The 25,216-nt window shown below is 60.7% G+C and carries 27 protein-coding genes, 1 tRNA gene and 4 pseudogenes (1 of these 32 cut by a window edge); 19 read left to right on the top strand and 13 right to left on the bottom strand.

Annotated elements, in window-relative coordinates:
• Both purL and EGH24_RS02435 read left to right on the top strand, forming a co-directional pair.
• Positions 1-1,049, top strand: a pseudogene (purL, locus tag EGH24_RS02440) (phosphoribosylformylglycinamidine synthase subunit PurL) (it extends 1,153 nt beyond the left edge of the window).
• A gap of 329 nt (positions 1,050-1,378) precedes the next feature.
• Complete coding sequence (locus EGH24_RS02435) at positions 1,379-2,524, top strand: ABC transporter ATP-binding protein (protein ID WP_246057884.1); 1,146 nt, start codon at positions 1,379-1,381, stop codon at positions 2,522-2,524.
• 41 nt (positions 2,525-2,565) lie between these two features.
• Here the strand turns inward: EGH24_RS02435 and EGH24_RS15215 are convergent, their stop codons facing one another.
• On the bottom strand, positions 2,566-2,739 hold the full coding sequence (locus EGH24_RS15215; protein WP_185903212.1) for a DUF7550 family protein: 174 nt from the start codon (positions 2,737-2,739) through the stop codon (positions 2,566-2,568).
• Between the two features lie 97 nt (positions 2,740-2,836).
• Here EGH24_RS15215 and EGH24_RS02430 point away from each other — a divergent pair, with 97 nt between their 5' ends.
• From EGH24_RS02430 to EGH24_RS02420, 3 genes are all read left to right on the top strand, one after another.
• On the top strand, positions 2,837-4,609 hold the full coding sequence (locus EGH24_RS02430; protein WP_142978581.1) for a glycoside hydrolase family 13 protein: 1,773 nt from the start codon (positions 2,837-2,839) through the stop codon (positions 4,607-4,609).
• A gap of 111 nt (positions 4,610-4,720) precedes the next feature.
• Positions 4,721-4,981: a type II toxin-antitoxin system HicB family antitoxin gene (locus tag EGH24_RS02425; RefSeq protein WP_142978580.1), complete on the top strand. Its 261-nt coding sequence runs from the start codon at positions 4,721-4,723 to the stop codon at positions 4,979-4,981.
• An 8-nt stretch (positions 4,982-4,989) separates the two neighbouring features.
• A complete protein-coding gene (locus EGH24_RS02420; protein WP_142978579.1) occupies positions 4,990-5,241 on the top strand; it encodes a type II toxin-antitoxin system HicA family toxin in 252 nt (83 codons plus the stop codon).
• 44 nt (positions 5,242-5,285) lie between these two features.
• On the opposite strand, the gene EGH24_RS02415 is transcribed toward EGH24_RS02420, so the two are convergent.
• Positions 5,286-5,942 (bottom strand): hypothetical protein, encoded by a 657-nt coding sequence (locus EGH24_RS02415; RefSeq protein WP_142978578.1) that lies wholly within the window; start codon positions 5,940-5,942, stop codon positions 5,286-5,288.
• A gap of 152 nt (positions 5,943-6,094) precedes the next feature.
• On the opposite strand from EGH24_RS02415, the gene EGH24_RS02410 reads away from it, so the two are divergent.
• A complete protein-coding gene (locus tag EGH24_RS02410; RefSeq protein WP_142978577.1) occupies positions 6,095-7,093 on the top strand; it encodes a deoxyhypusine synthase in 999 nt (332 codons plus the stop codon).
• Between the two features lie 36 nt (positions 7,094-7,129).
• On the opposite strand, the gene EGH24_RS02405 is transcribed toward EGH24_RS02410, so the two are convergent.
• Positions 7,130-7,483: an HVO_A0114 family putative DNA-binding protein gene (locus tag EGH24_RS02405; protein WP_246057868.1), complete on the bottom strand. Its 354-nt coding sequence runs from the start codon at positions 7,481-7,483 to the stop codon at positions 7,130-7,132.
• A 138-nt stretch (positions 7,484-7,621) separates the two neighbouring features.
• Between EGH24_RS02405 and EGH24_RS02400 the strand changes: the two genes are divergently transcribed.
• Together EGH24_RS02400 and hisF are read left to right on the top strand one after the other, a co-directional pair.
• Complete coding sequence (locus tag EGH24_RS02400; RefSeq protein ID WP_185903211.1) at positions 7,622-7,990, top strand: DUF7718 family protein; 369 nt, start codon at positions 7,622-7,624, stop codon at positions 7,988-7,990.
• A 47-nt stretch (positions 7,991-8,037) separates the two neighbouring features.
• Positions 8,038-8,850, top strand: coding sequence for an imidazole glycerol phosphate synthase subunit HisF (hisF, locus tag EGH24_RS02395; protein WP_142978575.1), 813 nt, complete (start codon positions 8,038-8,040; stop codon positions 8,848-8,850).
• Between the two features lie 18 nt (positions 8,851-8,868).
• Here hisF and EGH24_RS02390 read toward each other — a convergent pair whose 3' ends face one another.
• The 4 genes and pseudogenes from EGH24_RS02390 to EGH24_RS02375 form a co-directional block, all read right to left on the bottom strand.
• Entirely contained in the window at positions 8,869-9,153 is a 285-nt protein-coding gene (locus EGH24_RS02390) for a DNA-directed RNA polymerase subunit L (RefSeq protein ID WP_142978574.1), read from the bottom strand.
• 423 nt (positions 9,154-9,576) lie between these two features.
• A complete protein-coding gene (locus EGH24_RS02385; protein ID WP_185903210.1) occupies positions 9,577-10,212 on the bottom strand; it encodes a uracil-DNA glycosylase family protein in 636 nt (211 codons plus the stop codon).
• A gap of 91 nt (positions 10,213-10,303) precedes the next feature.
• Positions 10,304-10,777 carry a DUF5793 family protein gene (locus EGH24_RS02380; protein ID WP_142978573.1) on the bottom strand — a complete coding sequence of 158 codons (474 nt, stop codon included), beginning with the start codon at positions 10,775-10,777 and terminating at the stop codon, positions 10,304-10,306.
• 140 nt (positions 10,778-10,917) lie between these two features.
• A pseudogene (locus EGH24_RS02375) lies at positions 10,918-11,112 on the bottom strand (cold-shock protein).
• Positions 11,113-11,448: 336 nt separating this feature from the next.
• Between EGH24_RS02375 and EGH24_RS02370 the strand changes: the two are divergent.
• From EGH24_RS02370 to EGH24_RS02345, 6 genes are all read left to right on the top strand, one after another.
• Complete coding sequence (locus EGH24_RS02370; protein ID WP_142978572.1) at positions 11,449-12,942, top strand: molybdopterin-dependent oxidoreductase; 1,494 nt, start codon at positions 11,449-11,451, stop codon at positions 12,940-12,942.
• A 161-nt stretch (positions 12,943-13,103) separates the two neighbouring features.
• Positions 13,104-14,237, top strand: a complete 1,134-nt coding sequence (locus EGH24_RS02365) for a sensor histidine kinase (RefSeq protein ID WP_142978571.1) — start codon at positions 13,104-13,106, stop codon at positions 14,235-14,237.
• Between the two features lie 103 nt (positions 14,238-14,340).
• Positions 14,341-14,724, top strand: a complete 384-nt coding sequence (locus EGH24_RS02360) for a hypothetical protein (RefSeq protein ID WP_142978570.1) — start codon at positions 14,341-14,343, stop codon at positions 14,722-14,724.
• A gap of 2 nt (positions 14,725-14,726) precedes the next feature.
• Entirely contained in the window at positions 14,727-15,287 is a 561-nt protein-coding gene (locus EGH24_RS02355) for a hypothetical protein (protein WP_142978569.1), read from the top strand.
• A 38-nt stretch (positions 15,288-15,325) separates the two neighbouring features.
• Positions 15,326-15,595 carry a type II toxin-antitoxin system HicB family antitoxin gene (locus tag EGH24_RS02350; protein ID WP_142978568.1) on the top strand — a complete coding sequence of 90 codons (270 nt, stop codon included), beginning with the start codon at positions 15,326-15,328 and terminating at the stop codon, positions 15,593-15,595.
• 5 nt (positions 15,596-15,600) lie between these two features.
• Entirely contained in the window at positions 15,601-15,849 is a 249-nt protein-coding gene (locus tag EGH24_RS02345; RefSeq protein ID WP_142978567.1) for a type II toxin-antitoxin system HicA family toxin, read from the top strand.
• Positions 15,850-16,023: 174 nt separating this feature from the next.
• On the opposite strand, the gene EGH24_RS02335 is transcribed toward EGH24_RS02345, so the two are convergent.
• Positions 16,024-16,377, bottom strand: a complete 354-nt coding sequence (locus EGH24_RS02335; RefSeq protein ID WP_142978566.1) for a MarR family transcriptional regulator — start codon at positions 16,375-16,377, stop codon at positions 16,024-16,026.
• Positions 16,378-16,683: 306 nt separating this feature from the next.
• Here EGH24_RS02335 and EGH24_RS02330 point away from each other — a divergent pair, with 306 nt between their 5' ends.
• The 3 genes from EGH24_RS02330 to EGH24_RS02320 are packed head-to-tail and all read left to right on the top strand — an operon-like array spanning position 16,684 to position 19,010.
• On the top strand, positions 16,684-17,706 hold the full coding sequence (locus EGH24_RS02330; RefSeq protein ID WP_142978565.1) for a hypothetical protein: 1,023 nt from the start codon (positions 16,684-16,686) through the stop codon (positions 17,704-17,706).
• A 39-nt stretch (positions 17,707-17,745) separates the two neighbouring features.
• A complete protein-coding gene (locus EGH24_RS02325) occupies positions 17,746-18,387 on the top strand; it encodes a hypothetical protein (protein WP_142978564.1) in 642 nt (213 codons plus the stop codon).
• An 8-nt stretch (positions 18,388-18,395) separates the two neighbouring features.
• Positions 18,396-19,010, top strand: coding sequence for a hypothetical protein (locus EGH24_RS02320; RefSeq protein WP_142978563.1), 615 nt, complete (start codon positions 18,396-18,398; stop codon positions 19,008-19,010).
• A gap of 150 nt (positions 19,011-19,160) precedes the next feature.
• On the opposite strand, the gene EGH24_RS02315 is transcribed toward EGH24_RS02320, so the two are convergent.
• The 5 genes and pseudogenes from EGH24_RS02315 to tuf all read right to left on the bottom strand — a co-directional run.
• Positions 19,161-19,232 (bottom strand) — tRNA-Ala (locus EGH24_RS02315).
• 49 nt (positions 19,233-19,281) lie between these two features.
• Positions 19,282-19,845 (bottom strand): rhomboid family intramembrane serine protease, encoded by a 564-nt coding sequence (locus EGH24_RS02310; protein WP_142978562.1) that lies wholly within the window; start codon positions 19,843-19,845, stop codon positions 19,282-19,284.
• 247 nt (positions 19,846-20,092) lie between these two features.
• On the bottom strand, positions 20,093-21,127 hold the full coding sequence (locus tag EGH24_RS02305; protein ID WP_142978561.1) for a hypothetical protein: 1,035 nt from the start codon (positions 21,125-21,127) through the stop codon (positions 20,093-20,095).
• Between the two features lie 134 nt (positions 21,128-21,261).
• Positions 21,262-21,570, bottom strand: a pseudogene (gene rpsJ / locus EGH24_RS15480) (30S ribosomal protein S10).
• A 3-nt stretch (positions 21,571-21,573) separates the two neighbouring features.
• Positions 21,574-22,836 (bottom strand): annotated as a pseudogene (tuf, locus tag EGH24_RS02300) (translation elongation factor EF-1 subunit alpha); the annotation flags it as partial.
• 226 nt (positions 22,837-23,062) lie between these two features.
• Between tuf and EGH24_RS02295 the strand changes: the two are divergent.
• Together EGH24_RS02295 and EGH24_RS02290 are read left to right on the top strand one after the other, a co-directional pair.
• Positions 23,063-24,214, top strand: a complete 1,152-nt coding sequence (locus tag EGH24_RS02295) for a DUF7345 domain-containing protein (RefSeq protein WP_142978560.1) — start codon at positions 23,063-23,065, stop codon at positions 24,212-24,214.
• 132 nt (positions 24,215-24,346) lie between these two features.
• Entirely contained in the window at positions 24,347-25,213 is an 867-nt protein-coding gene (locus EGH24_RS02290; RefSeq protein WP_142978559.1) for a hypothetical protein, read from the top strand.
• The last annotated feature ends 3 nt before the right edge of the window (positions 25,214-25,216 follow it).

Raw genomic sequence — 25,216 nt, 5'->3', positions numbered from 1 at the left:
CGACCCCGNAGTCCGCCGAGCGCGACCTCCCAGACGCCGATCTCGGCGAGGCGATCAAGTCCGTCGTCGCCGCTCCCAACACCGCCTCGAAACGGTGGGTCTACCGGCAGTACGACCACGAAGTCGGCGTCCGCACGGCGATGAAGCCCGGCGACGACGCGGCGATTATGGCGATTCGGGAGACAGGCGGCGACGCAGGCGACCGCGACGCCGACGGCTCGGGGACCGGCCTCGCTATCTCCTCGGGTGCGAACCCCAACTGGACGACGGCCGACCCCTACGGCGGCGCGCGAGCGGTCGCCCTCGAAAACGCGACCAACATCGCCGCGAAGGGTGCGACGCCGCTGGCGGCGGTCGACTGTCTCAACGGCGGCAACCCCGAGAAACCCGACGTCTACGGCGGCTTCAAAGGGATCGTCGACGGCCTCGCCGAGATGTGTGCTGAGCTCTCGACGCCGGTGGTCGGCGGCAACGTCTCGCTGTACAACGATTCGGAAGCGGGCCCGATCCCGCCGACACCGACGCTGGCGATGGTCGGCACGAAAGCCGGCTACGACGCCCCGCCGGCCGCGCTCAGCGGCGAGGGCGAACTCCTCGTCGTCGGCGACGCCGGCGACGCCCTCGGCGGCTCCGAATACCTCAACGCCGCCGGCGGCAGCGACGCCTTCCCGACGCTGCCGGAGAATCCCGCCGAACTCGTCGCCACGATTGCGGAGGTCGCCCGCGATGGGACGACGCTGGCGACCCACGACGTGAGCCACGGCGGCCTGGCGGTCGCGCTGGCGGAGTTGCTGACGGCCGACGCAGGCGCGGATGTCGCCGTCGACAACGCCGTCGCGCTGTTCGACGAGACGCCGGGCCGGGTCGTCATCGAAACGACCGATCCTGAGGGTGTACGCGACGCCTTCGACGGCATCGCGGCTGTCGAATCGCTCGGGACGGCGACGGCGGACGGTGTGTTGTCACTGACGGTCGGCGATGAGACGGTCGAACTCGATGCCGAGACAGTCACCGATCTGCGCGACGTGATTCCGGACACGCTGGAGTAAGCTCGCTGCTGCCTCGTGTCGACATACTGCTGTAGCTCACTGTGTAGAAATGAAGCGCGAGGGCGTCGGTATCCTACGTCGACGCCCCGTTGCTTCACCGAAGGCGACGTGGTAGCCGGTAAAGACGCTGTTGGTGCGGTGTCATCGCTCCACTGACGGAAGCCGACATGCTTTTAGGAGGTCCTAAAGTAGTGTGACAGCAAGAACGGCGTCGCCACAGCCTCCATCGGTCGTCGTCGCTGGCTGTTGGCTTCGCTTCACCCCGAATCGCTATGGCAAACAACTCACTCATGCACGGCGCGGTCGCACAGGACGCCGAAAGCCCGACGATGCCGGGCGACTCCGAGGCGACCGTCGACGATCCGATTCTCGAACTCTCGAACGTCACCAAAGCCTTCAGCTCCGAGACTGCCGTCGACGGCGTCTCGCTGTCGGTCGAGCGCGGCGAACTCCTGACGCTGCTCGGCCCCTCGGGCTGCGGGAAGACGACGACGCTTCGGCTGCTGGCCGGCCTCGAAACGCCGACCAGCGGCGAGATCCAACTCAACGACGAGCCGGTGGCGACCCCAGAGAACGCGACCGATCCCGAAGCGCGCGATGTGGGCATAGTCTTCCAGAACTTCGCGCTGTTCCCCCATCTCTCGGTCCGCGAAAACATCGCCTTCGGACTGGAGGACATGGACGACGTCGACACTGAAGCCCGCGTTGACGACCTGCTTGACCTCGTTGATCTCCCCGACCACGGCGAGAAATCACCCGATCAACTCTCCGGCGGACAGAAACAGCGCGTCGCCCTCGCCCGGTCGCTCGCGCCCGANCCNNANNTNCTGCTGCTCGACGANCCNTTCTCGAANCTCGACGTNNNNCTNCGCGTCGAGATGCGCGAGGAGGTCCGGTCGATTCTGAAGGANGCCGGNGTCACCGCNATCTCCGTNACNCACGACCAGGAGGANGCNNTNTCGATTTCCGACCGCGTCGCGGTGATGAACGATGGCCAGATCGAACAGCTCGGACGGCCCGAGCGGGTCTTCGAACAGCCGAAATCCCGCTTTGTCGCCTCCTTCCTCGGCCGGGCGAGCTTCCTGACCGCGTACGTCCACGGCGAGGCCGTCGAAACGGGTATCGGCGAGTTCGACGCCCGAACGCTCGATGGCTACGCCGCCGAGTACGAGGGCATCGCCGTCGATATCCTCGTCCGCCCGGACGATCTGCGGGCGGGTCGCGCCCACGAGGCACAGACCGACGGCGAAGTCGTCTCCCGGCAGTACGTCGGCCCGTCGTTCATCTACCGGGTCGAACTCGACAGCGGCGATACGGTCCACTGCCTGCACAACCACGTTGAGGACTTCGAACTCGGCGAGCGCGTGACCGTCGATCTCGTCGCCGACCACCCGCTGGCGTGGTATCCACGGGAGGGAGCCAGCGAGGACGACTTCTGTGGCATCGCCGGCAACGGCGACGGCTCGCTGATATAGTCGCTGTCCCTTCTCTGAAAACGAGTCGTGGTCGAACCGCGTTACAGTACCAACAGCGGCAGGCCGAAGACGACCGCCAGCCCCGCAAGCAAGATGAGCCCGCCGGTCGTCGCCTGTTGGGTGGTAAACGCCTGCATCGGCGCGGTGACTCGTCCCGCGTCGCTCTCCTCGTGTCTATCGAACCCGTCGTCGCCCTCGTGGTCGTGTGCAGTCATTGGGTGATGGTTGGAGCGGTCGTCTACTAAAACACACGCATCCACCCTGTCGCCGAAAGCCATAGGGCTTAACGTAGTCGGACGAACAACCTCTCTTATGACAGACACGGCGACGGACGAACAGCTCATTGACCGTGCGTGGTGGAAAGAATCGGTTATTTACCAGATCTACCCACGAAGTTTCAACGACACCGACGGCGACGGCGTCGGCGACATCCCTGGCATCATCGAGAAAATCGACTATCTGGACGCTCTCGGCGTCGACATCATCTGGCTCAACCCCGTCTACGAGTCACCCAACGCCGACAACGGGTACGACATCGCCGACTACCAGTCCATCATGGACGAGTTCGGCACGATGGAGGACTGGGAAGAACTGCTCGATGGCCTGCATGATCGGGACATCAAGCTCATCATGGACCTCGTGGTCAACCATACCTCCGACGAACACGAGTGGTTCGTCAACGCCCGCGATCCCGACAGCGAGTACCACGACTACTACATTTGGAAGAACGGCCGCACTGATGTCGGGGGATTCACCGGCCATCTCGGCCCCGAGGACGAAGCCCCGCCCAACGAGTGGGAGTCGTTCTTCGGTGGCCCAGCGTGGGCCTACGACGAGGAAGTCGGCAAGTGGTATTTGCACCTGTTCGACGAGAAACAGCCCGACCTGAACTGGGAGAACCCCGATGTCCGCGACGAAATCTTCGAGATGATGGAGTGGTGGCTCGACAAGGGCATCGACGGCTTCCGGATGGACGTGATCAACCTCCTGTCGAAACCCGATTCGGTGACGAAGCACGATCCGCCGCTGAACAGCACCGAGGTCTGGGAGACCTTCGACGGCCCGCGCATGCAGGAGTTCCTCGATACCATGCACGACCGCGTGCTCGCGGATCGAGATGTGTTCGCCCTCGGCGAGATGATGGGCCGGATGGATATGGAGACCGCCATCGACTACGTCGGCCGCGACGGGCCGCTGTCGACGTTGTTCCACTTCGATCACGTCCTGCTGGATCACGGCGGCGAAATCTGGGAGACAAACGAGTGGACGCTCAACGATCTGCGGGACTCGTTTAATCGCTGGCAGTACGGCCTGGCCGACGACGGCTGGAACAGTATCTATCTCAGCAATCACGACCAGCCGCGACTCGTCTCCCGCTTTGGCAACGACGGCGAGTACCGCGAGGAGTCCGCGAAACTGCTGGCGACGCTGATTTTCACCCTTCGGGGGACGCCGTACATCTTCCAGGGCGCGGAAATCGGCATGACGAACTACCCCTTCGATTCGCTGGATGAGTTCCGCGACGTGGAGACGATCAACCCCGTGCGGAACGCCCTCGAAAGCGGCGAAATCGAGAACTTCGACGACATCAAACACGGGCTGCGGCACAACAGCCGGGACAACGCCCGGACGCCGATGCAGTGGGACGAAAGCGAAAACGCCGGCTTCACCGACGGCGAGCCCTGGATCGGCGTCAACCCGAACCACGACGAGATCAACGTCGAAGCCGCCCGCGACGACGAGGATTCCATCTGGCACTACTACCGCGATCTGATGGACCTCCGGAAGGACAGCGACGTGAGCGACGTGATGGTCTACGGTCGCTACGACGTGCTGATCAATGACCACGAGGAGGTCTGGTCGTACGTGCGCACGCTGGGCGACGAGCGACTGTTGATCACGCTCAACTTCGCCGAGTGGGAGAGCCACACCTGGATTCCTGAGGAAGACGTCGAGTTCGACCCCCACGAGATGGAGGCCGAACTCCTGCTGTGTAACTACGGGGCCGACGAGCGCGCGACCGACGTTGATGCCTGGGCGTTCGATCTGCGGCCGTGGGAAGCGCGGATTTATCGGTTGACGTGAGTCGGTCGCTGACGACGAGGCGAAATCGATACTCGCCGGGCGAAAGCTTCGATTTGCGCGTTTACGCAGGGAGAAGACTTTAGCCCAAACCGCACTGATATAGACGTACGAATGGCAACAACGGATCGTCGTGACGAACAGGACGGTGTTCGATTCTCGTACGAGGAGGATCTCGTGACGGCGATTGACGTTGAAACTGGTGTTGCTGCGAGCGGCGACTCCAAGGCAGACGCGTTGGCGGAACTCGCCGACGCCTTGGCACTCCACGAGGGCGGCGGCGAAGAAATCGAGGACGAAGACGCGTTCCTGCGCGAAATCGGACTCGATCCTGAAGAGGTGACGACGGAGCAGACGCCGCCGTGGAGTGAGTAACGTCACCGATGCCGTATGCTGATTTTTCCGGCCGCGAGATCGTGAAAGCGTTGCGGAAGATGGATTACCAGCCTGTCGGCCGAGAAGGGAGTCACGTCCAACTGCGGTACGAAAACAGTGACACGGGCGAGGTTCGCAATGTGACGGTTCCACTCACGTCGGCGGACGAAATTTCTCAGGACACCTATCGCTCGATTGCTGAGCAGTGCGGAGCCACGGACTTCGGCGACTGGTGTGACTGGATCGACAACCTGAGTTAACTGCTGAAATACGGGGATTATAGAAACAAAACCTGCCAATATTTTTAATTAATCAACCAGTATATTCCTTGCGCAGTGCTTGCTAATGAACCAATAACTGTTAAAATAAATGCTATTTCGCGGGTTCGTGCTTGAGATCCTCTTCTTCGAAATTCAACGGAAGGATAGACATATTTTGCAATCTGGAGTAAAACGATTGCTATTACAAGCCCAATAAATGTATATCGTTGAACTGGTTCTAATTCAACACCATAAAATGGTAACACGATGGCAGTGATTTTATTACGAAAAGAACCCAATATCCCTCCGATTATGAGTGCTTGAAGGTAGAATATTCTCTTATTTGTTAATTTTGTCCTGAGCGTGTTTTGTCTTTCAGAAGAAAACTCTCTAATGTAATCTGACATTCGGCGAACCCAGTCTTCCTCACCACGAATACTATATTTGTGCCCATGTGAGCTTGCACTTATTCTTAGATTCCCTTCAGACGAATTAACAGAGAATTCGAATTCGGTTATTCGGTCAGGAATTTGGGTTGCATTACGTAATTCCTCAAGTGACTCAAATTTGGTAGTAGACGAATCATGAGTGACTACAAACGATATTGAGTTAGCATCTGCATACTCACTAACATCTTTCCAAAGGTCGCAAACAATGCGCTCATCATAATGAACCGAACCCAGTTTGCCTGTCCTCTTCACTGTATATCAGTACTATTTCGTGACGACTTAAATGTGATATTAAAACAACACCTAACTCGAATCTCTCCTGTAGACTACAGCTGTTTGTTTTTATTTGAAGGGTGGCAAGTCGAACCCGAGTCGTTCAAACCCACGTAGCCCAACGCTCACCCATGACCGACGACACCGCGCCCGACGACGAAACCCACGACCACGTCGTGCCTGGCAGCGACAACGAGCCCGACACCGACGACGTGCGTGGCTACGATTTCCGCGGCGAATTCGACTTCGACGACCTGCTGGACAGCTACGCGACGACCGGCTTTCAGGCGACCCACCTCGCGGAGGGCATCGACATCGCCAAGCGCATGCAGGACGACGAGGCCACGATCTACCTCACCTGCACCTCCAACATCATCTCCTCGGGGCTGCGCGAGGTCGTCGCCTCGCTGATCCGCGAGGGCTACATCGACGTGGTGATCACCACCTCCGGCTCGCTGACCGAGGACGTGATCAAGTGCGCCCGGCCGTTCAAAATGGGCCAGTGGCAGGCCGACGAGGCCGAACTCCGCGAACAGGGGATCAACCGCTTGGGCAACATCTACGTCCCCTCGGATCGCTACGTCTGGCTCGAACAGTACCTCTACGACTTCTTCGATGACTTCTTCGCCGACGAGCAGATTCGCACGCCGACCGAATTCGCCAAGGAGCTGGGCGACCGGCTCGAAGACGAGGATTCGGTGCTGAAACAGGCCGCCGACCACGACGTGCCGGTCTACTGTCCCGCGCTGACCGACGCCGAGGTCGGGAACTTCCTCTACTACTACAAACAGGCCAACGATGTCGACATCGGCATCGAGATCCTCGACGACTACGACAAACTCATCGAGCAGGGCCTGCTGGCCGATACGACCGGCCTGCTCGCCGTCGGCGGCGGCGTCCCGAAACACCACGCGATCATGACGAACCTCTTCCGCGGCGGCGCGGACTACGTGGTCTACATCTCGACCGGGATGGAGGGCGACGGCTCGCTGTCGGGTGCGCCGCCGGACGAAGCCGTCTCCTGGGGGAAGATAAAGGAGGCGGAGACGAACTACACCCAGATCGAAGCCGAGGCGACGCTGGTGTTCCCGCTGCTGGCGGCCGCGGCGTTCCACAACCGCGACGACTGACGCGAGCGGTTTTGATGACTGACCCTGCCGACTGATTCAGGCGAGCGGTTCGACGACCAGATGTTCCGGTGCGAGTTTCGGCTGTTTTGCCCGCCCGTCGGTGTCGTACTCAATGATCCCGTGTTCGGCGAGGATAGATAGATCGCGGCTTACCTGTCCGTGGTCGCGGTCGAGCCGTTCGGCGAGCGATTTGACCGACTCGACGGGGTCGCCGTCGCGGAGACAGTCGATGATCTCGAAGCGTTTGGGGGTCAGCACCTCGCGGGCCGTTTCGATGCTGATGACGTGTGCGCCCTCCATCCCGCCACGGGCGAGCGCGCGAGCCATCGCTGATCGCCGCTCGACTCGTTCCTCGTCGCTCGGCTGGAAGTCGGGAGTTCGCTGTGCCATGTTCGGTCCTCGTACTATTGAGTTACGACCTCAATTGTATAAACCTTCGTGCGAATCATCCTGGTCGCTGCTCACCGCGTATCGGACGGAGTTTTATCCCGCATACGGCGCAGAGTTCGTGGGAAATCGGTGGAATCGATGTCGTACTCGGCGTTCGCCTACACGTACAATCTGGAGCCCAAGATTCGGGGCCGGGTATTCAGTATCGGTGTTCGTGCTGATCCCAGTCTCAACAACGTCGAGTCGTTTGCAGTGATCCTCTTCCTCCGAAACCGTGACGGAAAACGTATCGAAGTGGCGAAAATCGACACCACGCCGCACGACGCGGGGCGAATCCATATCGACCGCTACTACCGGGAGGAAGGAGCCGAAATCAAGGCCTTCGACATCGATATCGACGACTGGATTGACGCCGAGGCATATCTCAAAGCGAACTGGCAGCGGTTCGCCCGACGCTATCTTGACACCCATGGGACTGAGCTGCGAGCAGATGGGGCGAATACCTGAGCGGTCGAAACGGTGAAACCCCGGTACCGTGTACTGGCTGGTATCGAATGCTGACAAAGCGAATCATCCCCTGTATCGACGTCGACACCGACGAGGACGGCGAGCCGGCCGTCTACACNGGNGTCAACTTCGAGGACCTNNANTACACCGGCGACCCNGTCGANATGGCNAAGNNNTACAACGAGGCNGGNGCNGACGAGTTCGTCTTCCTCGANATCACCGCNNNCGCNGAGGGNCGCGANACNATGCTCGAAACCGTCTCGGCGGTCGCCGACGAGTGTTTCATCCCGCTGACTGTCGGCGGCGGGATTCGGACGAAAGAGGACATCAAGGAGACGCTGCGCGCTGGCGCGGACAAGGTGTCGATCAACACCGCCGCCCTCCAGCGACCCGAACTCATCACCGAGGGCGCGGAGGCCTTCGGCAGCCAGTGTATCGTCATCTCGGTCGACGCTCGCCGCCGCTATGACGACGAGGGCGAGTACTACGCGACCGTCGACGGCGAGGAGTGTTGGTTCGAGTGTACGATCAAAGGCGGCCGCGAGGGCACCGGCCGCGATGTGGTCGAGTGGGCTATCGAAGCCGAGGAGCGCGGCGCGGGCGAACTGTTTGTNAACNNNATCGACNCCGACGGNACGAAGGACGGNTACGACATCCCGCTCACGAAGGNCGTCTGCGACAACGTCTCNACGCCGGTNATNGCCTCCTCGGGCTGTGGCNGNCCCNANNACATGNCCGATGTCTTCACCGAGGCCGGTGCGGACGCGGGGCTCGCGGCCTCTATTTTCCACTTCGACGAGTACTCCATCGAGGATGTCAAACAGAACCTCCGCGAGCAGGGGATTCCGGTTCGGCTCTGAGGCCGCAGAAGAGCTGTCTTAGGCTGCCGCGGTGAACGCGTCTTTGAACTCGTCGCTCGTCTCTCGAACAGCCTCGGCACCTTCGGCTAGCGCGTCGAGCGGATCGAGGTCGCCCTCGGTCGTGATCGACAGCACGGGCTCGGTCTGGCCACCGGACTGTTCGGGGTTCATGTTGTAGGTCGCCGCCGAGACGCCCTCGGTCTCCAGCAGNNCNCCCTTCAGCACGTTCATGAACGTGTGATCCTCGCCGGCGATCTCGATGCGGAGTTCCTCGTCGGTTTTCTCAATGACCCGCAGTTCCATGTCCGAAACTCGGCGCGTCGCTGTTTCAGTGTTTCGTTGTCCGGAAGCCAGCCCAAAGGCACCACAAAGCAAGCCAGCCCGGCCGGAACCGCGGGCCCGGAGAACGGACGAGCACGAGAGCCCGCGGGGTGTGACCGAAAACACGGCCCCCGAAGGGGCCGCTGACTGACCAAGCTACTGTGGGAGCACTAGTCCACAGCGTGCGGCGCGGCTGGCGAGTTTCGCCAGTGCGCCAAGTAAAACGTGCCCGTATGTAAATAAAAGGCGTCGTTATCGATCAAAATTCACCAACACACGCCGCGTTACTATCTTTTTGGGCAACAAAGACGCTATATATCGACACACCCGCGATTTCGGATTCAGTTCCCGGACGTTCTTCCAAAACACCCGCGATAAGCGGGCGACAGCGATCTCAGAGCTCCGTTACCGGACGTAGTAGGGATCGTTGCCGGCGATGAACCGTCCGAGGTCGGTTTCCCGGCGGAAATCGGTCTCCTGTAGCCGGGTGATCGCGTCGGCCAGTCGTTCGGCGTCGTCGTCGTCCCACTCGGTAGGCTCTTTGATCGGCATGACGAGCCAGCCGCTGCCGCGGAGTTCGGTGCCGTGGAGTCGATCCATGTCGACCTCGGTCTTCCAGGCGAGGGCGGTGTACTCGTTGAGGACGTGATCGGTCGCGCGCTCGCCGACCGGAAAGAGAACGTGGGCGGCGATCGCGCGGAGTTCGGCGTCGAAGAACCGTTCCATATCGGTGTACTCGGCGGTCGTCGGCGTCGTGTCGGTCGGGGGGACGCACATGTGCAGATACGAAAGGTACGTCGAGCCGACTTCGGGTTCATCGCCCGTCGTTTGCAACAGGCCAGTGTCCGCCAGCACCGATTGGAGGCGATCGGTCGACGGCAGGCCGGTAAACGGGACGCCGGTGTCGGCCCCGCCGTGGATGCCGGGGTGGTCGCCGATGACGTGGAAATCCGCGTTGGCATCGCCGTAGCCGGCGACGAACGCGCTGCACGGGGGATCCATCCCGAAGGGGTTGCTGATGCGGTCGGTGACGTTTCGCACACCTGCCGGTAGCAGGGAGACTACTAAATGTCGTCCGGTTTCGACCGGCCGCGACGCCGCTGGGCGTGCGCGACGTTCGCCCTTCTGCCGGCTATAGCTCGACGCCCGAGGGAATGAGACTCTGGGAGCGAAGGAGGTCGCCCTCGTCGTCGTAGACGAGGAACGTGCCCTTGTCGTAGGTGACTGTCTCGCCGTCCTCGAAGGAGAGCTCGATGCGGTAGCGGCTGTCAGGGGAGTTGGTCGCTTGGCCGTACTCGCGGGCGGCGTTGATGAACTGGAAGACGTCTTCGGCGTTCTCGTTGGTCTCGAAGATGAAGTCGCCGGTCAGGCGGTTGGTGACGCCGACGACGCCGGTGGCTTCGGTGTCCTCGAAGGGGGCCCGGAGTCGGAAGGCGACGTCGATCTCCTCGCCGTCGAGTCGGGTGTCGTCGATGCCCGAGAGCCGGTCGGTGAGCTCCTCGGCCGGCCCGGAGAACTCGATCCGTGCCACCGGCTGTTCGGGCTCGCCGTCAGCCTCCACCCAATCGATGTTGCGCACGTCGAGGTCGAAGTGTTCACGCCGCATTCGGTACCGGGTGTTTGCGTTCCGAGGGTATCAAGCTGACGCCCCGAAATCCACGGTCGCACCGCTGGGAATGTGAGAAATCCGGAAAATCGGATCGCGCCGATGCCGCGACGCTCGTTACCGCTCGATGGGGGGCTGCCTTACAGGCGCNCGANGTTCGTCGCGCGCGGGCCNTTCNNGGCCTGCTCGATGTCGAACTCGACNTCCTGNCCCTCNTCGAGGTCCGGGCCGCCGACGTCNTCCATGTGGAAGAACACGTCNTCGTCNNCGTCNTCAGTCNNNATGAANCCGTAGCCGCCNGTGTCGTTGAAGAAGTCAACCTTACCGTTTGCCATTGCAANTNNACCGAGGAGCCGGAGGCATGTAAATCCCCCATGAGAGTCGATAGCTCGGGGCGTGAGACGGCACACCGATCCAATTTGTCCTATATTTGAATTATATACTGCCCACATGTTAGCCAGTCGTGCCTGCGGCAGTGTTGGGTGCTCTTCGGCCTTTCACTCCGGTTTTCGCGTGAAGTTTGAACGGAGTTTGCACGGAATCCGGGCGAAAGTTTCAATCTGGTTTTATGAGGCTACGGGCCGATTAGCCTGTATGTTCATCGCAGCGACACAGCGACAGCCGGCGACGGCCCCTCGCGCTGTCACCACCCAACGGAGGCGAAGCGATCGATGATCGACCGGATTCGGGATACCGAGTACGTCACTGTCACCGAACTCCTGTTTGCGGTGCTTGCGGGAGCGACTGGCGTCGCCGGCTCCTATGCGGTCGCCGGCTACACTCGGCAGTTCATCGTCGCCCCCATCGACGCGCAGGTCGTCCGGCTCACGCCGGGCAGTATTGTCGCGTTCTTCATCACCAACATCGGCGAGGAAGGCCACCTGCTGCATATCGCCCTGTCGTTCTGTCTCGCTGCCGGCCTGCTGGGCGCGATTGCCCTCCTCGGCATGCGCGTCGCCGACCGACTGACGCAGTCGACACTCGGGATCGCCCTCGCTGGCGGTCTCGCGTGGGGCGTGACGGCGGCGATCACGGGCGATCCAGTGTTGGCGATCGGCGCGGGCGCGCCGGTGTTGATCTTCACCGCGATCGCCGTCGCCCCGACGGCAGACACCGATCACAACCCAGCCCGCCGCCGCGCCATCGCCAGCGCGCTCGCCTTCGTCGGCGTCGCCGCCGGGATCGGCCGGCTCACCAGCGAGGAACCGACCCAGTCCACTGAAGCCGATGTCAGTAGCGAGGTCGAACAACAGCTACAGCAAGCCGAGTCCCAACAGCTCGATATTACCGGCGACGTGCCGGGGCTCGTCAGCGAGATCGGCGAGTTCTACAACGTCGATATCGCCGAATTCGATCCCGAAGTGCCCTCCGACGACTGGTCGATGACGATCACCGGCGAGGTCGGCGAGGATGTGACTGTCAGCTACGACGAGCTGACCAGCCGGGAGACCGAACACCGCTACGTGACGCTGCGGTGTGTCGGCGAAGACCTGAACGGCGAGAAACTCGACAACGCCGTCTGGACCGGCACGCCGATCAAGCCGCTGCTCGATGAGGCCGACCCGGAAGGCGAGTGTGACTGTGCGATGCTGCGGGCCGAGGACGACTACTTCGTCCAGTTCCCCGTCGAGGCCCTCGAAGACGCCTTCCTCGCGTGGGAGATGAACGGCCAGCCGCTGCCGCAATCGCACGGCCACCCGGTGCGCGTGCTCGTGCCCGGCCACTGGGGCGAAACGAACGTCAAGTGGCTCAGCGAGATCGAACTGCTCGACGAGGAGATGGACGGCTACTGGGAACAGCGCGGCTGGCACGGCACCGGCCCGGTCAACACGATCGCCAAGCTCTGGAGTACCACCATGCTCGACGGCGGCACGCTCGAACTGGCCGGCCACGCCTACGCCGGCACGCGTGGCATCGAGCGCGTCGAGGTTTCGACCGACGGCGGCTCGACGTGGCAGGATGCCGAACTCTCCGAACCGCTCCCCGGCGACGACGTGTGGCGACAGTGGCGATACGAGTTCACGCCCGACGGCAGCCACGACGTGGTCGTGCGAGCGGTCGACGGCGAGGGGACCCTCCAGCCCGAGGAGCGGTCTGACTCCTACCCCAGCGGCGCGACCGGCTGGGTACGGAAAACGGTGAACATGATGGACGCATCGGGCTGAGCAGGTCGCTATCAGTACCGCTGCAGTCGTCGCGGATTGGCTACTCGATCGGGCTGTTGTTCTGTTCAACAGGTAATCACTTGCGGGGGGATTTTCGCGCTCTCAGGTCGGAATGTACGCAAAATCTTATTTGTTATCACCTAAAAGAAGCGAACAATAAAATGGTCTCCGGTACGAAATCATTGTGCGCTGTTCTCGTTGGAGATCAGGCCGATATTGCGGGCGAAATCGTCGCCGCCGATGCGTTCCGTCTGCTTGCTGCCGGCGACGATTCGACTATCGATCTCGGCGATGGGGGCCATCAGAACGTCCTTGAGCGTATCCATGCGGCCGACGGGCGGCAGCTAACCGACTGTGCCGCAGAGGTGCTGGCTGATAGTGGGCCACAACAGGTGAAATCCCGCGTCCGGTTATCCGAGGACGAGTGGTGTATCTTCGAGTTTCGGATCTATCCGCGTGGTCACTTTGCTGCGGATTCCGCACCGATCTTCACCGGCACGAACGTGACTGACGACCACTTCCTCACCCAGCGTCGGGAGGTGATAAACCGGGTACTCAGACACAATCTGCGGAACGATATGGAGATCATCACCGGGTACACCGACCTCGCCAGAGCGCAGTGTGAGTGTGAGTCGGAGGCCCCGTTCGATGAAATTCAGGCCATCTCACAGCGACTGCTCTCCCTCGGCGAGCAGATGCGGGCGATCGATTCCCGGCTCAACAGTTCGAACTACCGGTTCCGGCGGGTGAACCTCCGCGAGGTCATCGATCGGGCAGTTGCCGACGCCCACGAAGCCCACCCCGAGGTGACGTTTCGGGTGTACGCCGGCCCGCACCGCATCGCCGGCAACTCGCTGGTCAGCACCGCCGTCGAGGAACTGATCGAGAACGCGATCGAGCACAGCGACAAACCACCCGAAGATGTCGTCATCACGATCGAGACCGAAGAAAGCGAGGCGACCGACGAAGTCACACTCCGGATTTTGGACAACGGTGTCGGTATCCCGCAAAGTGAGATCGACGCGATTTCCGAGGGGACCGAATCGAAACTGAACCACGGGAGCGGGCTCGGCCTCTGGCTTGTCAAGTGGATTTCCGACAGCGTGCATGCCACCTTCGACATTCGGCAGCGGTCGGGAACGACGGGTACGATCGGCACGCTCGGGTTCAACGATGCTGACCGGATGGACGGTTCCGATGAGGCTCCGTTCACGGAACTGCACAAAAAGAAGATCATCCGGACGACGCTCCCCAGCTCCGGCTCTGCTGACATCGCTACGTCGACGCGGGGGTGAGTCGGGGCTGTTCGTCTGCTGGTCGAAACCGACGAGCGGTCGTGAACCGCTGGTGAGAGCAGCCATCGCCAGAGCTATTTGTGTGTATGGTCTACACATAGATATGGGTGCAGAGGAGAAAACACGCGTCGACTTTAACGCGCCAGCGTCGCTGGTCGACCGCGCCGATGCGGTCGCCGATCTCGACGGCGAGTCCCGCACACAACTCCTGATCGAGGCGTTGCGGCGCGAACTCGACGAACGCACCGGCGACGAGGCCTTCCGGCGGCGGCTGCGCGAGGCGTACTACGCCGACGAGGTCGAGTTCTCGGTCGTCGAATCAGTTCTCGGCACGGAAGACGCGATGCGGATGCAACTCCTGAAAGAGTCGCTGGATCGGGACCCACCCGAGCCGCAGGTCGCCGAGTCGCTGCCGAGTGACGCGGCGTTCTACGACGGCGACGTACCGACGTGGACGCCCGACGGCGACGAGGATACCGACACGTAACGATGGCCGAGGCACCGACAGTCGTCGTTGATACGAACGTCCTTCTGAACCTTGCGACGCCAGTCGTTGACGGCCGACCGCGGGCTCCCAGCGGCGGCGATCCGCTGAAAACCGTTCTCACTGCCTACGATGTTCACGTCCCGGCGGCCGTCCTCGGCGAGGTGACCGACGCCGCTGACGGTGACGACCTGCTCGCAGCGGCTGCGACGCTGGTGTTGCGTGCGGCCGACCAGCTAACGACCCATGACGTGGCGGCCGATATCGACGCGCCGCTGTCGTATGGTCTTGACCGCGGGGAAGCCCGTGGGATCTGGCTCGCAAACGACCTTGAGGCGGCGATGTTCGTGACCGATGAGTTCAACACGACCAACTACCTGTTCGTCGCGCTGGCACTGGCCGATCGGAACACGCTGTTCACGACGCCGCACGTGCTGTGCCGGCTGGCTGTTGGGGGTGTGTTGGAGCAGGCGTACGTCGAACAGTTGTTAACGTATTTCGTCGAGACGAAAGGCTGGGAGGCAAGCTACGTCTCGCAGTTGCGAGCGCGGTATTTCGACGAATAGGGCGAATCCTTATTCCTGATTCCGACATAGACACAGGTATGAGCACCACGCGGACGATCACCCTTATCGAAGAGGAGGATGGTGGGTGGTCAGCGGTCGATGAGGAAACCGGGGTCGCAAGCTGTGGAGACACCCGCTCGGAGGCACTCGACATGCTTGACGAGGCGGTCGCGCTGTACGAATCCGACGAGGACAGTATCGAAACCCCGGCAGAGGAACGTGAAGTCCTCCGCGATCTCGGTATCGACCCTGACGAGGTTTCGGAGGCGCGTGCTGAGGCCGACGAGCTGCCGGAGTTCATGCAGTAATTCGGATGCCGACGACTGATTTTTCCGGTCGAGACGTGGTCAAGGCCCTCACACGGAACCGATATCGAATCGTCGACCGCGACGGGAGCCACGTGAAACTCCGGTACGAACACCCGACCAACGAAGACGATATTCGGATCGTCACGGTGCCACAACACAGCCGAATCAGGGAAGGAACCTTGCGAGAGATCGCCGAGCAGTGCAAGGCAGACGATTTTCGCGCGTGGTGTGCGTGGATCGACGAAAACTGTTGAACGGTAGTGGTACTCAATCAGAACCGCTTACTGGTCGCTCTCGGCGTCCGAATCGACGCCGGGACCCCACTCGTCGGGGTCCTCTGAGCCGAATCGGTCGGTTGCCGCCTGCGCGGTCGAGAGTGCGGACAGCAGCATCCCGGAATCGCGGCGGTCGCGGTCGTCGAACTTCGGTCATTGCACGCGCTCCATCTCGTCGGTCTGTAGCGTTTCGAGGTCTTCCGCACCGTACTGCTCGGTTGCGCTTTCGTGGAACTGGTGGAGTTGAGACGCCGAGCGGAGTCGTTCGTCGTCATCAGTGATAGCCCAGTAGTCGCCACGGTGGCGCACCAGATCCCGGTCTTCGAGGCGGGAGAGCACGACGCCGACGCTGCCGCGGGGCACATCGGTCGCCTCGTGGATTTCCTTCGGCGTGAAGGCCTGCTCTGGCGAGTCAGCGAGAAACGCGAGCAGCGTCTCGGCGTTCGTCCCCCCGGTATCGCGGCGGGGCGGCGACCCCTCTTCGAAGCGGTCGATGTCGATGGGCACGCTCGAAACTATGTAATCGGATGTAATAGGTGTAATGGCAGTAATCGAGGAGGGTAGAAGCCCGGATTCGATGGATAGAACGACTACTCGGCGAGCCGTCGCTCTGCGGACTCATCGAGACGCTGTCGGACGAGACCACTGCGATGTTGCAAGCAGCTATCGACGTGAACAACGAGTAGTATACAGTGGAATTCAGTGATCAATTGGATGGTACGAGTGAATCTCAATACCTCCTGCTTGTGACGGGTTCAAATAAAATGGTTCATCCCCGAAATTATATTTATCCTGAATGAACAGATTAATCTGATGAGTAAGGATGCTTCAGTTGGAGAATTTCAATATGACGGCCATTTAGTTTTCAACGGCCTCTACACTACCAATATAATTGACGCTGGATTTGATCTTGAACAAATTGTCGATGAAAATCTCACAGATTTCTCTGTTGGTTCCCCAGATGCGCCTAGCGACGGATATCGTATCCTGAACTTCCACCAGCATGTGAAAGAATCTCCTGAAGTTGAAGCAGGTTTAGAAGATAAAGTTGATCACATGCATGGAATAAGATATGAATATGAGGAATGGGATCACAGAGAAGTCCACGAAGACGGCGAATTAAAGACAAATGACGTTCGTGATACAGATAGTTTCGATATATATTGGAGTTCTCCCGACTATTTATTCGTTAAAGGAAATAAGACTGAGGCCCGGAAGGCAAAGCAATTGCTCGAATATGAACTAAGCGAATATATCAAAGTAAGTGAGATAGAATTTGATCCCGACTTTTTACTCTGGATGTTCTCTCGAAAAAAGAGCAACCAAAGCTTCGGTGAGAATCTTTCAGCCTCTATGCTTACCGATTGTGAAATAGAAGGAGAACAACGGGATCGCTACGGAAAGCGAAACACGGTAGATAATTCAACCGACGTAACAAAATCTACCACTGCTCTGATGGGCATCTTACGTAATAAAGCTCTCACAGGTCTTGAAGGTGTATTCGAAATTGATGGCCGATTCGTAGCCGCAAATCTCTCTTCAGAAGGGCGTGTGCATATCAAAGCGGATCAAGATATTAGCGGCTCTAGCAAAATTGAGCGGATGGCTCTTTCTTTATATTTCCTAGACGTTTTGATAGATTTGTACGATCAGTGGGTTGATTTGCCACCTGAAGATCGCTTCCCTCCTAAAGAATTCTTTAGAGATATTTACGATGAGTGCGAGAAACAGGGAGCTGAAGTGACTTTTCCAGTGAAAGATGTGATCAAAGAATACCGAAACAAGGGTAATCGTGAGGAGTATCAAGAACGTCAGTCTGGACTGGGCGAATATTGAAGCATTATAATCCCCTCAGTCTGAAACACAGATGAGAACATGAGTTCCAGTAGTATTCGGCGTACGAAATTGCCGGACTACGAAGGATCGCCAGAGCTACTGGAACAACTTTCGAATGGCGGCATTTCAGTCAAAGACTTCCATCACAAGTCCGTTTCTCCACTCTGCGAGAATTATCCATTTAGTAGTCAAACTGTATACAGAGGTGAACTCTCATATGAAGAAGAATCAATGTGGGACACGGGTCGAACGATACCAATCGATTTTGAATATCGGACTGAATCAGAGATGTTCATACTTAATTTCGACGTAGATATACCTTCAGTGGACGATATTATCAAACGTCTCAACACCGCAGCACCAAATGGTGTTAGAATACATCAAAATCTCACCGTCAATAGGCAATCACTCTGGAAATTCTTGCAAGGTGCAGATAAAATAATTGACATTTCCATTATTAACGATCATGGAGAAGAGGTGCCGTTTGATGAACTCGAAACGACAAGCAAGAGTGAAATAATCGGATCGCATCCAGTCGAAGAAGCTACTGTCGCGTTCTCATACGGAGATGAGAAAATTTTAGCCCATTATGAGAGTGGGAGTCTCAACATCAACAGCGACTGGGAGCAAGCGACAGAATACATTGTTCAATTATTTGAGAGAGATGTGATCGCTGACTGACCTAACTAATGGAAGGAATCGCATCGATAATTAAGAAGCATATCCATCCTGCCCTATCAGATTATTTTTCATCCACGACTTTCCAAACAACTGGATTAGTTGGGACCGTTTGTTGGATTCTCTCCTCACTATTTGGTTCAAAATTGCTTCAAGTTATTGCTGCTGCAATTTACGTGTTGCCAGCCAGTTCATATTATTTGTATTACCGGCCATTCGGGATTGATATCTCGTATACACCAACCACAAAAGAAAATGGTAAGCGAACAGCGGATAAGGTAGCAGAACAACGCAATGAGGCCCACATTCAGAATGGTGAATGTGTGATCACATTCCTTGTGGACATATCCCCACAGAGAGATGATTTTCACTTAGAATTTAGCACTCCCGACGAGGTATATGCAGAATTCCGCGATATTCCTCTAGAAGAACATGATTTTGAATACGATCCATTAACACTATCATGTGGAAATATTTCCAAGCGACAATTTCAGGTTATTCTTGAAGTTTTCTTAGAAAAAGACCGTTCAAAAGCGGTCAAGCAATATCCACTCAAAGTCATTGATGCTGAATCTGGACGTAGTATGTTGGATATCAGTATAGTAGATAGAGAGAAGACGGTTTGAGCGAAGCGAGGTGAGTGGACTCGCCGGGATTTGAACCCAGAACCAGACGTGCTCGCTCACTGCGTTCGCTGCGCGCGACTGGTAGGGCTTCAAATCCACGCGCTCGCTACGCTCGCGCTCGGCTCGCCATTTCTTCACTGCGTTCAGAAATGGACTCGCCGGGATTTGAACCCGGGGCCTCTTCCTTGCGAAGGAAGCGATCTACCGCTGATCTACGAGCCCGCACTCTATCGCAACCTTGCAGCACACTTGTAGCTTCTGTTTCGCCCGACTACGCGTCGAGTAGCCCCACCGCGCCAGCCAGCAAACCGACGAACAGCCCGGTAAAATGCGCGACCAGCGCGACCCCCGGCCGCCCGGTCAGCACCGTCACCGCCAGCGCGGCCGCCGCGTAGATCGCCACCTGCACGCGCGGGGAGAGCCGCACCCGATCCCGCAGCGTCGTCGACACCGTGTTGCCGGCCAGCAGATAGCCGACCAGCCCGAAGACCGCGCCGCTGGCACCGAGAACCGGCGTCGCCGGCCCGAGCAGTCCGCTGACGACGACCTGCGCAACACCGGCCAGCGCGCCCACGGCGATGAAAAACAGCTGGAAGCGCAGCCACGTCGTCCGTCGTTCGACCGCGATCCCGGCCACGAAGAGGACGACGCTGTTGGCGATGAGATGGCCCAGCGAAGCGTGGGCGTAGATGCTGGTGATGATCGTCACCGGCGCGTCGGTAATCGGCGGCGCGAGGACGAACAGCCCGCCGAGGCCGACGAGTGAGAGCAAGAGTTGGAGGAGGAAAACCACCAGCACCACCCCGAGCGTGTCGATTGTCGGACTCCGACCCATACACGACGTTATTCGAGGGCGATTAAAAGAGGCGCGTCAAGAGGGCGTCCAAATAAGCAGTGTGCGAGACAGAGGTGTAGAAAGCCCTCGGCTCTCTCGGCTCCCGGGACTCGCTGCGCTCCTCGTCGTTCGCGTTGCTCACTCCTGCGGTGCTTGCGTCGTCCGGGTTCGCCGAGAGAGCCTCGCCCTTTCAGTCCACCAGGAATGGGTTAGCTGCCCGATATGCGGTGTGGCGGTCGCGGGCCGTTTATTGATCCCACTCGACTTCGCTCACGTCGTCAGTCTCCCGGAGGATGAACGGGCCGATCGACAGCGTGTGTTTCGTGACGGTTGCGATCCGCATCACGTAGGCGATCAACAGCATAAACGGCAGCACGGCGAGCGTCGTCGCGGCCGCTACGGCGACGACGAGCGTGTCGACCCCGGCGACCGTGCCGGCGTAGTCGGCCGCATCGAAAAAGACGATCATCACCGCCGAGACGAGCAGTGCCGGGACGGAGACAGCGAGAATCTGCCGCGAGAGGTTGATCAGGTCCCACTGGAAGTACAGCGTCTTGAAGTGTTCCCGCGCCGGCCCGAACAGTTTCAGCACCGCGATCAACTCATCGAGGGTGTCGTCGGCGTCGGCACCGAGGCTGTCGGCGTACCGTTCGCTGATCCGCCGTGCGGCGAAGATTTTCCACGAATAGTTGAAATTGAGAGCCGACGACATCATATCGAAGGTCCCGAACTGCTCGTCGTCGAGACTGGCCGACACCTGCTCGGCGTTCTGGATGAGGCTGTCGCTGAACTCGGTGATCTCCTCCCGTAGCTCTGCGTCGGTGGTTTCCGAGACAGCCGCTCGGAGGTCGGCGGCCCGTTCGCCAGCCACGTCGACGAGCGCGCGGAGGAACTGCGCGGGCCGGGCGGGGCTGACCGGCGTGCCGATCTCCGTGGCAACGTCATCACGGAACGCCATTGCGCCGTCCATCCGATCGCGCTGGTCGCCGACGGCTCCGAGTTCCTGCGATAACACCAGCTGATTCAGCGTGAGCACGAGCGTGACGCCCGTGATCGTCGCCGTCAGTAGTCCCTGAAACAGCGTCCCGATGGGGTCGCCCGATCGGATGGCGGCCGCCCCGCCCGGCACGAGCGTCCCGATGCCGACGAGCGCGCCAAAGACGACGGCGAGCAACAGCCCCGTGACGAGCCAGCGGTCAGCCTCAAGCAAGAGCCACTGTTTCAGCCGGCTCCCCGCGACGCGCTCGCTCATCCGGTCGCTCGGCGTCTCGTCGTCGGGCATACGTCCCTTCCCGTGGCGAGAGCGAAAAGCCCGGCGACCAGATAGCAATGTGGTCACTACGTGGGCAAAAACAAGCGAAAACAGCGGGCCGCGAAGGCCTTAGCGCGGCGACAGCGGCCGCGGGGACGACGAGGTTAGTCTTCGAGGACGATCTCGATGCTGACNTCGTTGGGNACCTGNANNCGCATNAGCTGNCGGAGNGCGCGNTCGTCGGCNTCNANNTCGATNAGCCGCTTGTGGACGCGCATCTCCCAGTGCTCCCACGTCGCNGTNCCNTCNCCGTCNGGNGACTTNCGNGNNGGNACNTCCAGCNNCTTCGTCGGNAGCGGNANCGGNCCNNNNAGCNNGACGCCGGTNTTNTCNGCGATCTCNCGGACGTCGTCGCAGATGTCNTCGAGGTCCTCGGGGNNGGTNCCNGCGAGGCGGACNCGTGCNTGCTGCATNTATCGCTCGTTGACTTCGAGGACTTTGCCGGCCGCGATGGTCTGGCCCATGTCCCGNACCGCGAAGCTNCCGAGCTCCGGNATCTCNCNCGANGGCTCGATGCTGAGCGGNTTCTGCGGNCGGACNGTNACGANNGCGGCGTCGCCNGACTGGATGAAGTCCGGGTTCTCCTCGGCGACCTCGCCGGAGGAGGGGTCGATCTTCTTGTCGATGGACTCGATGGTACACGCGACCTGCGCCGTGTGGGCGTGGAAGACGGGCGTGTAGCCGGCCGTGATGACCGACGGGTGCTGCATGACGACGATCTGCGCCTGGAACGTCTCGGCGACCGTCGGCGGGTCGTCGGCCGGGCCACAGACGTCGCCACGGCGGATGTCGTCCTTGCCGATGCCGCGGACGTTGAACCCGACGTTGTCACCGGGGCCGGCCTGCGGCACCTCCTCGTGGTGCATCTCGACCGTCTTCACTTCGCCGCCCACGTCGCTGGGCTGGAAGGAGACGTTGTCGCCCGGGGACATCGTCCCCGTCTCGATGCGGCCGACCGGGACCGTCCCGATGCCGGAGATGGTGTAGACGTCCTGAATGGGGAGACGCAGCGGCGCGTCCGTCGGCGGCTNNGNNTCCGGCAGGTNGTTGAGNGCNTCCAGCAGNGTNTCGCCNTNGTACCANNNCGTGTTNTCNGAGGCCTCGGCGATGTTGTCGCCTTCGAAAGCCGAAATCGGGATGAAGCTCGCGTTCTCGGTATCGAAGCGGACCTGGTTGAGGAGGTCGGTGACTTCGTCNNNGACNTCCTNGTANNNGCNCTCNTNGTAGTCGACGAGGTCCATCTTGTTCACCGCGACGATGAGCTCGTCGATGCCGAGCGTGCGGGCGAGGAAGACGTGCTCCTGCGTCTGGGGCTGGACACCGTCGTCCGCCGCCACGACGAGCACGGCGTTGTCGGCCTGCGAGGCGCCCGTGATCATGTTCTTCACGAAGTCACGGTGGCCCGGACAGTCGACGATGGTGAAGTAGTAGGAGTCAGTGTCGAACTCCTGGTGGGCGATGTCGATGGTGACCCCGCGCTCGCGCTCCTCCGCGAGGTTGTCCATCACGTAGGCGAACTCGAAGCCGCCCTTGCCCTTCTCCTCGGCCTCCTCTCGGTACTGCTCGATGACGTGCTCCGGTACGGACCCTGTCTCGAACAGGAGCCGCCCGACCATCGTACTCTTTCCGTGGTCAACGTGGCCGATGACGGCCAAGTTCTGATGCGGTTTGTCGCTCATGGNNNNANNTCACGCGCTAAGGCGNTCTGTGAGGGTTCTTTCGACAGTTCCCCGTAAAACCATTACGATACGTCGGCCGGGGGAGCCCGCTGCCCTCTTGCGGTTTGTGGGAGCATGTCCCATGCAGCGCGGCCGCTCGGCGGCCCGTGCCAGCGTCCCAATCGCGCCGGAATCCCCAGCCTCCGTCGATCCGGGGTATTAACTCATCGCACGCCAACGACCCCCTATGGAACTGCGGACCGGGCTTCTGGTGGCTCTGCTCGCCACCACGCTGATCGGCGCGACGACCGTTGCGGCACCCGCCGCCGGCCAGACGGGATTCGTCGCCCAACAGACGGCCGTCGACGCCGACGACGTACGGATCACGATCAGCGTCACCGAGGACGGCACCGCCGAGTGGGAACTCGCCTTCCGGCGCGTCCTCGATACTGACGACGAGGAAGCCGCCTTCGAATCGCTCCAGGCCGACATCGCCGACGACCCGGCCGCCTACACCGATCCCTTCGCCGAGCGCATCCGGCGGTCGGTCGCCGACGCCGAGAACGCCACCGGCCGGGAGATGGCCGCTGAGGAGTTCAGCGTCGACACCGAGACACAGTCGCTCGGCCGGGAGTACGGCATCGTGACCTACAGCTTCACGTGGCAGAACTTCGCCCAGACAGCTGACGGCGAGCTCCGCGTCGGCGACGCCATCGACGGCTTCTTCCTCGATGACCAGACCCGCCTTCGGGTGCAGTGGCCCGCCGACTACACGGCCCAGTCGGTCACGCCCGACCCCGACGAAACACCCGACAACGCCGTCGTCTGGGACGGTGAATCGACTGACTTCGTGGGCGGCGAGCCGCGGGTCGTCATCGCTCCCGGTGGCGGGCTCAGCCTCGGCCTCATTGGGGGAGTGATCGGCCTCCTGCTCCTCGCGGGCGTCGGCGGCTGGTACTACCGCCAGCGAAACGATGGCAGCGATGGCGACGGCGACACAGCTGCTGCGGCGACCGCCAGCACGGACACGACCGATACAGCGACGAGCGACGCCGACGCCGAGTCCGCCTCCGACGCGGAACCGAACGAGACAGCCGACACCGCGGAGTCGACCGAATCGACCTCGACCGAATCGGCCTCGGCTGGAGCCGCGACCGCGGCCGACGAGCCCGATCCGGAACTCCTCAGCAACGAGGAACAGGTCCTCAAGCTGCTCGACGAGAACGGCGGCCGGATGAAACAGAAACAGGTCGTCGAGGAGCTCGGCTGGACCGACGCCAAGACGAGCAAGGTCGTCAGCGGGCTGCGCGAGGAGGGGACGATCGACTCCTTCCGAATCGGCCGGGAGAACGTGCTGACCTATCCTGACGAGGGATTGACTGATAATGACGAGGAGTAATCGGTTCACCCGGTTCAGCCCGAATCGCAAGCAGACGGTGGGGCGAAACGGCCGTAAATCGGCGAAAACGGCGGTAATTCGGCGACATCACCGTCGGTTTATAAGCAATACAGGCCCGTAGGAGCAACCGTAATGAACCGACATACGACCCTGTTCGGCACCGCCCTCCTCGCGGCCACGGTGGTCGCACTGGCAGCCATCGCCGGCGGCGTCACCGCCGCCCCCGGGCCGGGCACTGTCCAACAGATCGACGCGAACGACACGACAGCCAACGAAACCGCACCGGGCGCACGGCTCGCCGGCGTCGTCGGCATCCAGCAGGCCGAAGTCACCGGCGATCTCGACAACCGGACGTTCGGTCTCCGCGTCGCCAACGCCGACAGCGACGAGGAACGCGCCGCGATCATCGCCGAACGACAGAACGAAACGCGCGCTCAGGTCGCCGAGCAGGCTGACCGGCTCGCCGACCTCCGGGACGCCCGCGCGAACGGAAACATCTCCGACGCCGAGTACCGCGCCAGAGTCGCCACCGTCGCCGCACAGGCGGCCGACGCCGAACGCGACGCCGACCAACTGAACCGCACCGCCAGCGACCTCCCCGAGGCGGTCCGGGAGCGCAACAACATCAACGTCTCCGCCATCGAACAGCTCCGCAGCGAGGCCCGCGATCTCGGCGGCCCTGAAACCGCCGACATCGCCCGCTCGATCGGCGGAACCGCGGCCCGGAACCCGTTTGCTGGCGACGCCCGCGGCCCACTGACGGAACCGCCGGGCGCGGACCGCAGCCCCCGTGATGGATCGCAGGCGGGACCGGCCGGTGAGCGCGGTGGTGTCGACGCCGAGCAGAACGGCGAGCAGGACCGCACACAGCAGTCGGCTGAGCGTGATAGAACCAATACGCAAGACGACACCGAGCGCGGCAGTGGCAACGACGGCAGCGACAACGCACGAAGCGGCAACGGCGGCAGCGACAACGCAGGCAACTCGAATCGTCCGTAGTGT

The sequence above is a fragment of the Halonotius terrestris genome, from assembly GCF_006861665.1.
Lineage (GTDB): Archaea > Halobacteriota > Halobacteria > Halobacteriales > Haloferacaceae > Halonotius > Halonotius terrestris.
The sequence above is the reverse complement of the archived record's forward strand: the minus strand, read 5'-3'. Positions and strand labels throughout refer to the sequence as shown.